This is a genomic window from Providencia sp. PROV268 (assembly GCF_028477805.1).
GTDB classification, from domain to species: domain Bacteria; phylum Pseudomonadota; class Gammaproteobacteria; order Enterobacterales; family Enterobacteriaceae; genus Providencia; species Providencia stuartii.
The window spans coordinates 49,643-64,822 of the sequence record NZ_JAMPLW010000018.1; the positions used below are offsets into that span (position 1 = coordinate 49,643).

The following is a 15,180-nucleotide window of genomic DNA, read 5'->3' on the forward strand; positions in this document are numbered from 1 at the left end:
AATGATATTTGGTATCCACCAGCAAATTGCTTTGCTGGTGGTTCGACTCGTTATATTTTAAGTTGCAGCTTGCTGGATGAAGCTATTGTTCGCGCGCTGCCCCTCAAATACTTTAGAGCATAAATGAATAATTACTTCTCTTTTTCGTCAATAGGACGGAATAACCCAGATGCCCCATCGGAATAATCTCTTGGTGGCATTTTGACGGGTGCTTGGTCATTATCCGCTTCTGATTCTGTTAAGCGATAATTGAACGGGTTATCTTGCGCTGGCATATCTGGCATTAACTCAGATGAGCTTTGAGCCATATGCTGATATAGCTGACGATAATCACGAGCCATATTATCAAGTAATTCTGCACTGCGAGCAAAATGACCGACTAGCTCCTTACGGTACTCTTCTAGCTCAGTGTTTTTCTTGTCTAATTCAGCTTGTGCTGTTTTTTGTTGACGAAGTTTTGGGTTCCCATAACGGACAACTAATGCGCCGATGATGAAACCAATAACTAATCCAATTAGTGCATACTCCCAGGTCATGCTGACTCCTTCGTTTACTTCACTGTTCGCAGAAATTAAGCTTGGCTACTTATAACTATACCTGTTAATCACTAAAGAGTGGAATACTAAGGTGAAATTCCTTACTCTATTTAGCATTCGTTAACTAGACGTTAAATAATAAATGAATCTGGTTATAATAAGGGCAGTGTATACCATATAACGGTAAAAAAACCGAAAATTTTTTAAGGATTATTCAGTTAATGTCGCCGATGTCTCCTACTATGCGTTATCAGCAGGCTCTTGCTGAAGGTCACTACCAGCCTGATGACGTACAAAAACGTGCTGTAGAGCGTTTAGATGAAATTTATCAGCAACTGATCGCGTCATCCTCTTCAAATGAACAAAAGGAAAAGCCTTCTGGGTTGAAAATGCGCTTAGAACGTCTACTAGGCAAAAAGCATGCTGCTGTGACTGAACCTGTACAAGGGTTATACATGTGGGGGGGAGTTGGTCGAGGTAAAACTTGGCTTATGGATATGTTTTATGAAAGTTTACCGGGAAACCGGAAACTTCGTTTGCATTTTCATCGGTTTATGAAAAAAGTCCAAGAAGACTTGATGGCTCTGCAAGGTCAAGAAAACCCGCTAGATATTATTGCTGATGAGTTTAAAAAACAGACGGATGTCCTTTGTTTTGACGAGTTTTTTGTCTCTGATATCACGGATGCGATGATTTTAGGCACATTGCTTGAGGGGCTATTTGCCCGAGGCATCACGCTTATTGCGACATCCAATATTATCCCTGATGAGCTGTATCGTAATGGTCTGCAACGCGCTCGTTTTCTACCTGCAATTGAACAAATTAAAAAATATTGTGAAGTGATGAATGTTGATGCTGGGGTTGATTATCGGCTAAGAACATTAACTCAGGCTCATCTTTTCCTCTCTCCAATAAATGAAGAAAATCGCCAGCATCTCAATGAAATTTTCGTGAAGCTGGCAGGTAAGCAAGGCGAACAACAACCTGTATTAGAAGTGAATCATCGCAAAATGCAGGCTATCAGCAGCGCAGAAGGGGTACTTGCGATTGGTTTTAAAGCATTGTGTGATGAGCCTCGTAGCCAAAATGACTATATTTATCTAGCCAATTGTTATCACGCTGTCATTTTATATGATGTGCCAGCGTTAGATTCCAAACAAGAAAATGCAGCACGGCGATTTTTGGCGTTAGTGGATGAGTTTTATGAGCGTAAGGTTAAGTTGATCATTAACGCACAGGTGCCGATGGAATCGCTGTACCAAGGTAATTTATTAGCCTTTGAATATCAGCGCTGCCTTTCTCGTTTACAGGAAATGCAAAGCGAAGAGTATTTAAAGATCCCGCATTTGGCTTAAGTCGATTAAATGCCGGCATGCTATTCGCACAAAAAAGACGCAGTTCACCGCGTGGTGAAAAAAAATGTGTTTTGGGGTCGATTTTTATTGCTGACTTCTCTATAATCTTGCGACCCCACGTTACAGCGATATTTTCTTATTTCCCAAGAAATATCGCATAATGCCGGCTAGGCTGCTCGAAGGGGTAGGTTTGCTGGACAAGAGTCGTGTGAACCTCACAAAGCTTATGAACATGAGTGTTCACCAACGTGTAACTTCAATATTGGGTAAGTTTTAATGAAAACTTTTACAGCTAAACCAGAGACCGTAAAACGCGACTGGTACGTTGTTGATGCAGATGGCAAAACTTTAGGTCGTCTTGCAACTGAATTGGCTCGCCGTCTGCGCGGTAAGCATAAAGCGGAATATACTCCGCACGTGGATACTGGTGATTATATCATCGTTCTGAATGCAGAAAAAATTGCTGTTACCGGCAATAAGCGCGAAGACAAAATCTACTATCGCCACACAGGCCATGTAGGTGGAATTAAGCAAGCGACTTTCGAAGAAATGATTGCTCGCAGTCCTGAGCGTGTGATTGAAATCGCGGTTAAAGGCATGTTGCCAAAAGGGCCTCTGGGTCGTGCAATGTACCGTAAACTGAAAGTTTACGCAGGTAACGAGCACAACCACGCGGCACAACAACCGCAAGTTCTTGACATTTAATCGGGATTATAGGCAATGGCTGAAAATCAATACTACGGCACTGGTCGCCGCAAAAGCTCTTCCGCTCGTGTCTTCATTAAGCCAGGTAGCGGTAACATCACAATCAATCAGCGTACACTGGAACAGTACTTTGGCCGCGAAACTGCGCGCATGGTCGTTCGTCAGCCGCTAGAGTTGGTTGAAATGTTGGAAAAACTGGATCTGTACATCACTGTTAAAGGTGGTGGTATTTCAGGTCAGGCAGGCGCAATCCGTCACGGTATCACTCGTGCACTGATGGCTTATGATGAGACTCTTCGTTCTGATCTGCGTAAAGCTGGTTTCGTTACCCGTGATGCGCGTTCTGTTGAACGTAAAAAAGTTGGTCTACGCAAAGCACGTCGTCGTCCACAGTTCTCCAAACGTTAATTTGTTGCCCTTTGGGCATAAAATTGATAACAAAACCCGTCTTTATGGCGGGTTTTTTATTGTCTTGAATTTATCGTTGTGGGGGAGCGGATCTTTTAGGGGAATGGTATCCAATATGTTGTAACGCTTTATCTTTTAAGGCTGGAAGAGACCGAATATTATTTATTGTGGTGAAAAAGGGTAAGTGATTCGCTAATATAAATCTATTGCATATAAAAATTATGCAAACAGTATATTGTTAGTCTCAGTTACTGATCTTTAGGTAATTTACTCACTTTTGAGAAAAACCATTTTCTTTCTGAAAATGATAACTTTAGAGTTAACTTCAAGGTTTATATGCTAATAAGTTTTCATTAAGTATGTTAATGCTCTATTTTTTATGTTTTTATTTGTCTTAAAAGACATTTAGTTATGATTTTTTCATCAACATCCCCCTAAGTTGCACAAAATCTGCTAGAATATGCGACTGCTTTTTATTTTCTTATTTCTCGCAGCATTATTGCGAGAGGGTTGTGCTGGCTTTCAATATGGATAAATGAGAGTTTTAGCACAGGGGATTTTAAAATGAGCGGGCTCGTAATTATTAAAAAACTTATTACAGTTTAGTTCATTTTTATGCAACTTGGAGGTTTTAATGGCTGTCGCTCCTAACAAACGTTCGGTAATGACATTATTTTCAGGGCCAACCGACATCTTTAGTCATCAAGTCCGTATCGTTTTGGCTGAGAAAGGGGTTAGCGTTGAGATTGAACATGTCGAACAAGGTCATCTGCCTCAAGATCTGATTGATCTAAACCCATACCAGAGTGTTCCTACTCTTGTTGACCGTGATCTGACCCTATATGACCCACATATCATCATGGAATACCTTGATGAGCGTTTCCCTCATCCTCCATTAATGCCTGTTTATCCAGTTGCGCGTGGTACTAGCCGTCAACTGATGCATCGCATTGAAAAAGACTGGTATTCTCTGATGTACAAAATTGAGAAGGGAAGTGCACAGGAAGCCGATAACGCGCGTCGCCAATTAGCTGAAGAGCTGATTGCGGTGTCACCCGTTTTTGCTGAAATGCCTTTCTTTATGAGCGAAGAGTTCAGTCTCGTTGATTGCTATTTAGCACCGCTATTATGGCGTTTACCTGTATTGGGTATTGAACTGAAGCCTTCAAGCAGCAAGCACCTGCAAATGTATATGCAACGTGTTTTTGAACGTGACGCATTTTTGGCTTCACTGACTGAATTAGAGCGCGAAATGCGTCTTTCGGCACGAGGCTAAGTGTCATGATGGAAATGGCACCAATGACACCTCGACGCCCGTATCTGTTACGCGCGCATTACGAGTGGCTGCTCGATAACGATATGACGCCGCATTTGGTAGTTGATGTCTCCGTTCCTAATACCAACGTACCAATGGAATTTGTTCGTGATGGGCAAATTGTCTTGAACGTGGCGCCGCGTGCGGTTGGTAATTTTGAGATCACAAATGATGAAGTACGTTTTAACGCACGATTTGGTGGCGTACCTCGTCAGGTGTATGTTCCGATGGCTGCGATTATCGCTATCTACTCTCGTGAAAATGGGGCTGGCATGATGTTCGAACCTGAAACAGCCTATGAAGAGCAATTATCAGGTGAGCCAGAAGTGGTTGAAGATAACCCAGCGGATAACATCATGTTAGTTCACGAATCAGAGCCGACAAGTGATGAATCTACAGCATCGGATGATGAACCAACGCCACCCCCTAAAGGTAGGCCATCTCTCAGAGTTATCAAATAGTTGGTAAGTTATCTAGGTTAAAAAATAGAGGGAAGAGCATCTTCGACGCTGATCAATAAAGAAAAAATTGGCGAAATGGCAGATGACCCTTTGAATATATAAAATCCGATATTAAGGAATATAATATCGGATTTTTTTATGGTGTTGCTGATTGAGTCTACTTACTTCTAGCATCGGTGATGCTGTCCACTCCTTATTAATTGAGATACACCAATTTATATTAACCAGTTAATCAGTAAGCTGCTTGCTATCGCGTTCAAGAAGAACTACAGCATCAATTTTCCAGCCAGATAAACCTTTTAATAATTCAACTAGCGATGCTGGATGATACGTATAATTACTGAAAGCTACTTTTACTTTGGCTTTATCTAGCCTCTTCTACAGTTATATTTCTTAGTCAAAAATCACATATATCTTGGGCATCAATATAATAATCCCAACTGATATCACGAGAGTGGATCTGATCTTTTATTCGTTGAGTGAGATAAATATCAATAATATTGTCACTTATTTCAACATAATCGGTATAGATAGCGATTAAATCATGCCGATAAACACTCTCAGTGACCTATTTAGGCGATCACTTCGAGATAGCCATTTGTATATTGATATTATCTTTATACAAATGGTTTTATTCGTAATTACGCATAATTGAAAAATATTATCGAGAAAGAAAGCGTCTGATGAATTGTAGACTTTATTATCCCTTATCAGTGAGTGAGACGAGTTACCCTCTATAGTCATTTAACGAAGCTTAAGGCTTAGATAAAATAGTATCGTGCTGTAGCACTTTAGATGGGACAAACACATATAGCTAAAATTACTAATAAGTAGTCGAAGCCGCTCATCAATATTTGTTATGAACGTTATATAACCATTCCTAATATAATTAAATAGCGGCTCTCATGACTATTGATAAATCGAACCGCACTATTTTTTTATGGGTTTGTATTTGTGTGATGAGATTGATTCGCGAGATAGATGATCTTTAGGTTGAAAACGAAACAAACTAGAAAACGCGAAAATCGGTGTTTTGCAATACATGGATAAGCCATAAATCTAAATCCGATCAATATCCTGACAAGAAAATGCCAGTCAGTTTAGCTGACTGGCATTAGGAGGGGGTATCACTACGGCCTATCGGTCGCTTACTAAGGCGTTAGCAATTAGACTCCCATAAAACATAAAATACCATCGGCAGCTTTACGCCCTTCAGCGATTGCGGTGACAACCAAATCAGAGCCTCGGACAATATCCCCCCCTGCAAATATTTTGGGGTTTGAAGTCTGGTAGGCCAAAAGCGCATCATGACTCGCGATAATACGCCCTTGATTATCGAGTTGCACATCGTGATCTGCGAGCCAAGGCATAACATGTGGACGAAAACCAAAGGCGGTGATCACGGCATCTGCGGGGAGCAAATGCTCAGACCCTTCAATGATTTCAGCTTGAGCACGACCATTTTTAGATGTGCTCATACTGGTTTTCACCACCTTAACACCACATACTTTTCCTTGTTGATCGACTTCAATACTGACTGGCTGCACATTAAATAAAAATTCAGCGCCTTCTTCATGCGCATTTTTTACCTCTCTAGGCGACCCTGGCATACTCGCTTCATCTCGACGATAAGCGCAGCTAACTCTTTTTGCACCTTGCCGAATAGCAGTACGGACACAATCCATTGCAGTATCACCACCACCAAGCACGACAACATGCTTATTGTTGAGGTCGATATAAGGTGCATCCTGTAACTCCTCAAACCCCATTAAATGACGCGTATTGGCAATCAGATACGGCAAGGCATCATGGACGCCATGGGCATTTTCATTGGCTAGCTGCCCTTTCGTTGATTGATAAGTTCCTGTACCTATAAATACGGCGTCATATTCATTGAGCAAATCACTTAAAGGCAGATCTTTGCCAATTTCCGTATTCAGTTTGAACTCAATTCCCATAGCGGTGAAAATCTCTCTACGGCGAGACATAATCTCTTTTTCGAGCTTGAAGGCAGGGATACCAAAAGTGAGTAATCCCCCAATTTCAGGGTGGCGATCATACACGGTTGCTTGAACACCATTGCGCGCTAAAACATCGGCACAGGCGAGACCAGCAGGGCCAGCCCCGATAATTGCAACACGTTTATTGACTGGCACAACATGGGAAAGATCGGGACGCCAGCCCATTGCAAAGGCTGTGTCATTAATATAGCGCTCAATATTACCGATAGTGACAGCACCAAACTCATCGTTTAGGGTACATGCGCCTTCACATAGGCGATCTTGAGGACACACTCGACCACATACCTCAGGCAAGCTGTTGGTTTGATGAGAAAGCTCAGCGGCTTCAATAATACGCCCTTCATTCGCTAGTTTTAACCAATTAGGGATATAGTTGTGTACAGGGCATTTCCATTCACAGTATGGGTTGCCGCATGAAAGGCAGCGATCTGCCTGTGTTTGTGCTTGGATCGCGCTAAAAGGTTCATAGATTTCCACAAATTCAATCTTACGAACATTTAATGTTTTCTTCGGCGGGTCAACACGCTGTAAGTCGATAAATTGATAAACATTCTGGCTCATTTTTCTCTCCTTACTGTGCTTGGACGCGTAATTCGGCTGCTGAACGGCTACGATGGCCTAAGAGCGCATTGATGTCACTGGATTTGGGCTTCACCAATGCAAAACGGCTTACCCAGTACTCCCAATCAGCTAAGATAGCCTCGCCACGGGATGAATGTGTTAAGCGGACATGTTCAGTGATGAGCCCACGTAAATGCTCTGCGTGGATAGGCAACTCATTGACGGATAGCAACTCAACCATTTCATTGTTAACTCGACGTGAAAAGTTATCTTCTTCGTCAAGAACATAAGCGAATCCGCCTGTCATACCAGCCCCAAAATTGATCCCTGTATTACCAAGCACACAGACGATCCCACCTGTCATATATTCGCAACCATTATCACCAATCCCCTCAATGACGGCGGTTGCACCTGAATTACGTACCGCAAAACGTTCACCAGCTAGACCCGCTGCATAGAGTTTACCGCCTGTGGCGCCATATAAACAGGTGTTACCCGCGATGGTGGTTTTATGTGTTGCAAAGGAAGAGCCTACCGGTGGACGGATCGCGATAATCCCTCCCGTCATGCCTTTGCCAACATAATCATTAGCATCACCCGTTAAAATCAACTCGACACCACCTGCATTCCACACGCCAAAGCTCTGCCCCGCTGTTCCTGTAAAATAGAGTTGTAACGGTGTTGCTGCAAAGCCTTGGTCACCAAAACGACGAGCAATTTCACCAGAGAGTGCGGCACCAACGGAACGATCGGTATTCATGATATCGTAGAAAAAGGTTTTTGATTGTTTTTGGGCTAAATAAGGCTCTGCATCACGTAAAATACGTTGGTTTAATAAACCTTCATCAAAAGAAGGGTTCTTTTCAGTACAAAACACCGCTGTGCCAGCCTGTGGTACGCTCGTCGCTAATAGGCTTTGCAAGTTAATTTTGCTCTGTTTTGCCGTAGTACCTTCAATAATTTCAAGTAAATCTGTGCGACCAATTAAATCAGTCAGTTTAGTCACACCCAATGCCGCCATTAGCTCGCGGGTTTCCCTTGCAATAAATCGAAAGTAATTAATCACCCGCTCAGGTAACCCATGATAGTGATGTTGCCTCAGGGAATCATCTTGTGTTGCAACACCGGTTGCACAGTTATTGAGATGGCATATGCGTAAGTATTTGCAACCTAATGCAACCATGGGGCCTGTGCCGAAACCAAAGCTTTCGGCGCCTAATATAGCGGCTTTGATGATATCAAGGCCCGTTTTTAGGCCGCCATCTGTTTGTAGCCGAATTTTATGACGTAACCCATTGGCGACAAGAGCTTGCTGCGTTTCTACAAGGCCAAGCTCCCATGGGCACCCAGCGTATTTAACCGAGGTAATTGGACTCGCTCCAGTTCCGCCATCATAACCTGCGACGGTGATCAAATCAGCATATGCCTTTGCAACCCCTGTCGCTATAGTGCCAACACCCGGCTCAGATACCAGTTTGACGGAAATAAGAGCGTGAGGGTTGACTTGTTTGAGGTCAAAAATAAGCTGTGCCAAATCTTCAATTGAATAAATATCGTGATGTGGTGGTGGTGAAATTAAGGTGACACCGGGCACGGAATAACGTAAACGTGCAATATACGGGGTGACCTTGTCTCCCGGTAATTGCCCACCTTCACCCGGTTTCGCGCCTTGAGCCACCTTGATTTGAATGACATCAGCATTGACTAAATAAGCCGGAGTGACGCCGAAACGCCCAGAAGCGACTTGTTTGATACGTGAACGTTTTTGTGTACCGTAGCGTGCGGGGTCTTCTCCACCTTCGCCTGAATTGGAAAAACCACCGAGCGTGTTCATTGCGATGGCTAACGCTTCATGTGCTTCTGGGCTTAATGCCCCAATCGACATTGCAGCGGTATCGAAACGTGAAAATAGCGCTTCTTCAGGCTCTACATCGTCCAGCAAAATTCCATTATCTGAAAATTTTAAGGTGAGTAAATCACGGAACGTCGTGACTGGGCGATTATTCACCAGTTGCGCATATTTTAGATAATCATTGTAGTCACCACTGTGGACGGCTTGCTGTAAGGTTTTTACCACATCAGGGTTGTAGGCATGGTACTCACCATTGTGCATATATTTGAGTAAACCGCCTTGCTCTATAGGTAGACGCGGTAGCCATGCTTTACGGGATAAATTAAATAGGTCTAATTCAAAGTCACTAAAGTTAGCTCCACTAACTCGACTGACTACACCGTCAAAGCACAGTTGGGTGACTTCTTCATGTAAGCCAACGGCTTCAAACAATTTTGAACAGCGATATGAGGCCACTGTCGAAATCCCCATTTTCGACATGATCTTATATAGCCCCTTATTAATACCATTGCGGTAATTCAGCAAAACATTACCAAGAGGCTTATCAAACAGCTGTTTTTCCGCCATTGCTGCGAGTGATTCATAGGCTAAGTAAGGGTAGATAGCCGTTGCTCCAAAACCTAATAACACCGCAAAGTGGTGTGGGTCTCTGGCGCTGGCTGTTTCGACAATTAAGTTAGCATCGCAACGTAAATGGTTTTCAACTAAACAGTGCTGGACGGCACCTACGGCCATTGCGGCAGGAATAGGCAAGCGCTCTGGTGAAATATTACGGTCAGAAAGCACTAATAATACGGCGCCATCACGCACTTTTTGCTGCGCTTCTTGGCACAGATTTTCAATCGCTTGTTTTAATGAATAAACAGAAGGTGGATAGGTAATATCGACAGTGGCTGTTTGATAGTAGCGACTATCTTGTTGGCATAATTGCTGGAAATCAGAATAGAGCAAAATAGGGGATTTAAAACTGAGCCGATGCGCTTGCCCTTCCGCTTCACAAAACACATTCATTTCTCGCCCAATACAGGTGGCAAGTGACATCACATGTGCTTCCCTAAGTGGATCGATAGGGGGGTTAGTGACTTGTGCAAATGACTGGCGAAAGTAATCATAAAGAATGCGTGGACGCTGTGAAAGCACGGCAAATGGGGTGTCATCCCCCATTGACCCTGTGGCTTCTTGGCCATTTTCACCAAGGACTCGGATAACTTGCTCTAACTCTTCGCTGCTGTAAGCAAATTGCTTTTGATATGAGGCAAGGGTTTGGTTGTCCATGGAGCGTTGCCCTACTGCATCTTGCGCTTGCTCCATGGCTTCAAATGGCGTTAACCGAATAACGTTTTTTTCAAGCCACTCTTTGTACGGATGACGACTCTTTAGGTCATTATCCGTTTCCGCACTGTGTAAAATACGCCCCTCTTGGGTGTCGATTAGCATTAGCTCACCGGGGCCAACACGGCCTTTTTCGACCACCTCATCAGGTTGGTAATCCCAAATGCCAACTTCAGAAGCGCATGTAATGAGCTTATCTTTGGTAATCACATAACGGGCTGGGCGTAGACCATTTCTATCTAGGTTACAAGCAGCATAACGGCCATCAGACATGACTAAACCTGCTGGGCCATCCCAAGGCTCCATATGCATGGAGTTGAAGTCAAAAAAGGCTTTGAGATCTTCATCCATGTCGGGGTTATTTTGCCAAGCGGGGGGAACAAGTAAACGGATCGCTCGAATAAGATCCATCCCTCCATTGAGCAATAATTCGAGCATATTGTCGAGAGAGCTTGAATCTGATCCGGTTTCATTGACAAAAGGTGCCGCTGTTTGCAAATCGGGGATCAGGGGGGTACGAAACTTGTATGAGCGCGCCCGCGCCCATTGGCGGTTGCCTGTAATGGTATTAATTTCCCCGTTATGTGCTAAATAGCGAAATGGCTGGGCCAGTGGCCAACGTGGTACGGTATTGGTTGAAAAGCGCTGGTGGAAAAGGCAGATAGCAGATTCCATTCGTAAGTCGGCGAGATCAGGGTAAAAACGGGGCAGATCCGTTGCCATACATAACCCTTTATAAATGGTGACAAGGTTAGATAGGCTACAGATATAAAAATCATCGTCATGAATACGTTTTTCGATACGACGACGGGCAACGAATAAGCGTCTTTCAAGGTCTCGTGGTCGCCAGCCGGCAGGGGCATTGATAAATAGCTGCTCAATTTTCGGGAGGCTAGAAAGTGCAATGCTGCCAAGAATTTCACGGTTAATAGGAACTTCACGCCACCCAACAATCGCTAAGGTTTCATCTAAGATCTCTTCTTCAATAATACGTCGGCAATCTGCTGCAATGGTTTCATCTTGACTTAGAAAGATCATCCCAACGGCATAGTTACGTGCTAAACGCCACCCTTGCTCTTGTGCCACTAAATGGAAAAAGCGGTCAGGTTTCTGTAACAATAAGCCGCAACCATCGCCTGTTTTTCCATCAGCGAGGATTGCACCGCGATGCTGCATTCTGGCGAGTGCATGGATAGCGGTTCTGACGATTTTATGGCTAGGTTCACCTTCGATATGGGCAATCAGGCCAAAACCACAGTTGTCTTTCTCTAATCTTTTATCGTACAGCATAGATTCTCCGTCGTCTTTCGTACTACAACGTTATTGCTATGTTTTTTCCGCTGAATAGAGAGTGTTGCTCTACTTTCAGGGAACCGGTTCTTTATGCCTAGTTGTAGCGCGAAATATCTAGGAAATAGCTACCGTAGAGGTTTTAACTACAACTGTATTGGCGTACTTCTTTGCTCTTCACTGTAAATAAATTCAATGGGTTATCTTGGTTTCTTCTATTTATTGCTCTGGCTTATTGCTTTGGGTTAATTCATTCATTTACTCATCTTTTTTGCTGGTTATCTTTTGAGCACACCAAACAACAGCGCCAATGAGTCGCTGTTTCTATTCTTAATAAAAAATAAACAGTGTATGGGAGTAATTGTTATGTATACGTCATCAGCAGAGAGGGCGGTACACGGTCAGGTTTTAACTTAGCGAGATTCCTTTTCTAGGTCAAATAGTGCGTAATAAGCATTATTTGCAAGATAAAATAATGTTATTTATTTGATAAAGAAAGAAAAACTTATCAAAAATGCTTTTGTGATGCACGTCTTGTTTTTGTAAATACTGTGATATACATCACCAATAAATTGATTTTTTTTGCGCTAACTCTATCGAGTTTTACTTATTAAATAATTAAATGTTTTTAGTTTAAGAGTTAGGCTGGTTTTTTATTCTGTTTTTTGTTGTTTTATAAAATTAATAATGTAGTTGTTTGTTATTATAAATGCTTATATTTTTGAAAAATAAAGTGTATTTTAGATAAGGAACGTGCTTCAATTAAAGAATATCGCGTATTATTTTATTTTTGAATAATAAGGTATCGAGCATAAAGACCGTGAATAAAGAGGGGGGGTAATCGTATGAGTAACAAAAAATCCCTTTTATTGATGAGCAGGATCGACATTTCTTATCAACAATGACTCGGATTTGCCTTATTTGATATATGATTCAATGAGTATCATATTAAGGGGTGGTTATGAAAGTACTTCGCGGTCTTGCGCAATATTATGTCGATTTAATGATGAAGCTCGGACTCGTCCGGTTTTCGCTCTTACTCGCATCTGCATTGGTTGTTCTCGCAATGATAATGCAAATGGCGGTGACAATTGTATTGCGTGGTCAAGTTGATAGCCTTGATTTGGTTGGCTCTATTTTCTTTGGTTTAATTATTACACCATTAGCTGTCTATTTTTTATCTGTGGTGGTTGAACAACTTGAAGAGTCTCGGCAGCGCCTTTCTCGCATGGTCGATAAGCTGGAAGTGATGCGTAAGCGCGATGCTGAACTTAATACGCAATTGCAAGGCAACATAGAGCAGCTTAATCAGGAAATTATTGAGCGGGAAAAAGCGGAAAGCGCGCATCTTGAATTGCTTGAGCAATTAAAACAAGAAATGAAACACCGCGAGCAAACACAAATTGAGCTTGAGCAGCAGTCCACATTATTGCGTTCGTTTCTTGATGCATCGCCAGATTTGGTCTATTACCGTAATGAAAACAATGAGTTTTCAGGGTGTAACCGGGCAATGGAGCTGTTAACAGGTAAGAGTGAAAAACACCTTGTTGGGTTAACCCCGTTAGATATTTATGATGTTGAAATCGCCTCTAAAGTGATGGAAACCGACGAAAAGGTATTCCGCCACAATGTTTCTCTCACCTATGAACAGTGGCTCGTTTATCCGGATGGGCGAAAAGCGTGTTTTGAGCTACGTAAAGTGCCGTTTTATGATCGGGTTGGTAAGCGACATGGTCTAATGGGCTTTGGGCGTGATATTACAGAGCGTAAGCGCTATCAAGAGGCATTGGAGAACGCAAGCCGCGATAAAACGACATTTATTTCAACAATTAGCCACGAACTTCGCACGCCGCTCAATGGTATTGTCGGGCTAAGCCGTATTTTGTTAGACACCGACCTAACGGCGGAACAAATGAATTATCTGAAAACCATCCATGTTAGTGCGGTCACATTAGGGAACATTTTCAATGACGTGATCGAAATGGATAAGATAGAACGTCGTAAAGTTCAATTAGATAATCAACCTGTTGCTTTACCTCAATTTGTCAATGACTTAGAAAATCTCAGTGGTCTTTTAGTTCAACCGAAAGGGTTGAAGTTTGTCATGGATGTGGCGGCTGGACTGCCTGAAAAAGTGCTGACAGATGGCACCCGACTTCGTCAAATTCTCTGGAATCTCATTGGAAACGCCGTCAAGTTCACTCAGCAAGGTGAAGTTAAATTGAGTATCTGGCGAGAAGGGGAAGATAAGCTATTCTTCCGTGTTCAAGATAGCGGTATTGGTATTCCGAAAGATGAGCTAGATAAAATTTTTGCGATGTATTACCAAGTAACAGACAGTGCGGGTGGCAAACCCGCAACAGGCACTGGGATCGGGCTGTCGGTATCACGCCGCCTTGCACAAAATATGGGCGGGGATATTCAAGTTGAAAGTGAAATTGGGCAAGGTTCAATTTTTACGCTATCCATTGTAGCACCTGTTATTGAAGAAGAAGTGATTGATTCACAAGTCAATGACGATGAGTATCCACTACCTGCTTTACATATCTTGCTTGTGGAAGATATTGAGCTAAATGTCGTCGTAGCCTGCTCTGTGCTGGAGAAATTAGGAAATACCGTTGATGTTGCCATGAACGGTAAAGAGGCATTAACGATGTTCGCTCCTGGTGAATACGATTTAGTGCTACTAGATATTCAACTGCCAGATATGACGGGAATTGATATTGCTCGTGAATTGAATCAACGCTACCAGAAAGAGGATCTCCCTCCATTAATCGCACTGACGGCGAATGTTTTGAAAGATAAGAAAGAGTATTTCGATGCAGGCATGGATGGCGTATTAAGCAAGCCATTGGCCGTCTCAGCCCTTAAACAGGTCATTGAGCAGTTCTGGGGTGAGCATGCGAATGAAACGCCTCAGAAGGGCATACAAAGCGTTTGCGGCGATACTGATGAGTCCGTGCTAGATTGTGAGATGCTGGAACAGTATATGGAGTTGGTTGGCCCGCAAGTTATTTATGACGGCCTCGAAGTCTTTGAAAAAATGCTACCAAGCTATTTAGCGATTTTAGATTCCAATATGGTGGCAAAAGATCAGAAAGGTATCGTCGAAGAAGCGCATAAAATTAAAGGGGCCGCAGGCTCTGTAGGATTGAAAAATTTGCAAAAAATTGCACAACAAATTCAATCACCTGAACTACCTGCTTGGTGGGATAATGTACAAGAGTGGGTGGATGAGTTAAAACAGGATTGGAAGTCGGATATAGAAACTTTGAGAAACTACGTTGACGGGCGTGCAAAAAAATAACCCCAACCGAAGTTGGGGTGCGCGAATACTGCGCCAA

The 15,180-nt window shown here is 42.8% G+C and carries 9 protein-coding genes; 6 read left to right on the top strand and 3 right to left on the bottom strand.

The window, feature by feature from the left end:
- Window positions 1-131: 131 nt before the first annotated feature.
- Window positions 132-536, bottom strand: coding sequence for a Z-ring associated protein ZapG (gene zapG, locus PR699_RS13800; protein ID WP_004925439.1), 405 nt, complete (start codon window positions 534-536; stop codon window positions 132-134).
- A 221-nt stretch (window positions 537-757) separates the two neighbouring features.
- Here zapG and zapE point away from each other — a divergent pair, with 221 nt between their 5' ends.
- From zapE to sspB, 5 genes are all read left to right on the top strand, one after another.
- Entirely contained in the window at window positions 758-1,891 is a 1,134-nt protein-coding gene (zapE, locus tag PR699_RS13805) for a cell division protein ZapE (RefSeq protein WP_014657578.1), read from the top strand.
- 276 nt (window positions 1,892-2,167) lie between these two features.
- Window positions 2,168-2,596: a 50S ribosomal protein L13 gene (gene rplM, locus PR699_RS13810; protein ID WP_004925433.1), complete on the top strand. Its 429-nt coding sequence runs from the start codon at window positions 2,168-2,170 to the stop codon at window positions 2,594-2,596.
- A gap of 15 nt (window positions 2,597-2,611) precedes the next feature.
- Window positions 2,612-3,004: a 30S ribosomal protein S9 gene (rpsI, locus tag PR699_RS13815; protein WP_004258235.1), complete on the top strand. Its 393-nt coding sequence runs from the start codon at window positions 2,612-2,614 to the stop codon at window positions 3,002-3,004.
- Window positions 3,005-3,638: 634 nt separating this feature from the next.
- On the top strand, window positions 3,639-4,280 hold the full coding sequence (sspA, locus tag PR699_RS13820) for a stringent starvation protein SspA (protein WP_004925425.1): 642 nt from the start codon (window positions 3,639-3,641) through the stop codon (window positions 4,278-4,280).
- A gap of 8 nt (window positions 4,281-4,288) precedes the next feature.
- The gene (gene sspB, locus PR699_RS13825) at window positions 4,289-4,780 is read left to right on the top strand and encodes a ClpXP protease specificity-enhancing factor (protein WP_014657579.1); all 492 of its coding nucleotides are present in this window, start codon (window positions 4,289-4,291) and stop codon (window positions 4,778-4,780) included.
- A gap of 1,166 nt (window positions 4,781-5,946) precedes the next feature.
- Here the strand turns inward: sspB and PR699_RS13830 are convergent.
- On the bottom strand, window positions 5,947-7,362 hold the full coding sequence (locus PR699_RS13830; protein ID WP_014657580.1) for an FAD-dependent oxidoreductase: 1,416 nt from the start codon (window positions 7,360-7,362) through the stop codon (window positions 5,947-5,949).
- 10 nt (window positions 7,363-7,372) lie between these two features.
- Entirely contained in the window at window positions 7,373-11,836 is a 4,464-nt protein-coding gene (gltB, locus tag PR699_RS13835) for a glutamate synthase large subunit (protein ID WP_014657581.1), read from the bottom strand.
- Between the two features lie 961 nt (window positions 11,837-12,797).
- Between gltB and arcB the strand changes: the two genes are divergently transcribed.
- Window positions 12,798-15,143: an aerobic respiration two-component sensor histidine kinase ArcB gene (arcB, locus tag PR699_RS13840; protein WP_014657582.1), complete on the top strand. Its 2,346-nt coding sequence runs from the start codon at window positions 12,798-12,800 to the stop codon at window positions 15,141-15,143.
- Window positions 15,144-15,180 lie beyond the last annotated feature (37 nt).